Source organism: uncultured Arthrobacter sp., from assembly GCF_902805515.1.
In the GTDB taxonomy this organism is placed as follows: Bacteria; Actinomycetota; Actinomycetes; order Actinomycetales; family Micrococcaceae; genus Arthrobacter_D.
Window position 1 is genome coordinate 358 of the sequence record NZ_CADCTE010000168.1, and the last position, 570, is coordinate 927.

The 570-nt window shown below is 65.1% G+C and carries 2 pseudogenes; both read right to left on the reverse strand.

The annotated features are described in order from the left end of the window. Nucleotides 1-72 (reverse strand): annotated as a pseudogene (locus QZX79_RS15465) (ribosome recycling factor); the annotation flags it as partial. Nucleotides 73-173: 101 nt separating this feature from the next. Continuing rightward, nucleotides 174-570: pseudogene (gene pyrH / locus QZX79_RS15470) on the reverse strand (UMP kinase); the annotation flags it as partial.

The following is a 570-nucleotide window of genomic DNA, read 5'->3' on the forward strand; positions in this document are numbered from 1 at the left end:
GAAGTCGGTCTTCGCCGCTTCGACGGCCTTGTCCATCTTCTCGGTGGCCTCTAGCAAGATCTCTTCGATCACAATGTCTCCTTATGCTCGCGTTCAGTTGCCCTGCAACTTCTCCAGTGTTCAATCCTAGTTCACGGGCCGGGGCGCGTGGCCCCGGCTTCAACGGCCCGCCGCTAGTTGGTGACGCGCGTTCCCAGCTTCTCCCCGCGGATGGCGCGGGTCACGTTGCCCTCACCCTCCATGCCGAAGACCACCATTTCGAGGTCGTTGTCCTTGCACATGGTCATGGCGGTCTGGTCCATGACCCGGATGTCGCGGCGGAGCGCCTCGTCATAGGAGAGGGTGATCAGCTTCTCGGCCGAGGGATCCTTGTGCGGATCGGCCGTGTAGACGCCGTCGACCCCGCTCTTGGCCATCAGGACCTCGTCGGCGTGGACCTCGAGCGCGCGCTGGGCGGCCACCGTGTCGGTGGAGAAGTAGGGCAGGCCTGCCCCGGCGCCGAAGATGACGACGCGGCCCTTCTCAAGGTGGCGGATCGCACGCCTCGGGATGTAGGCCTCGGCGACCTGC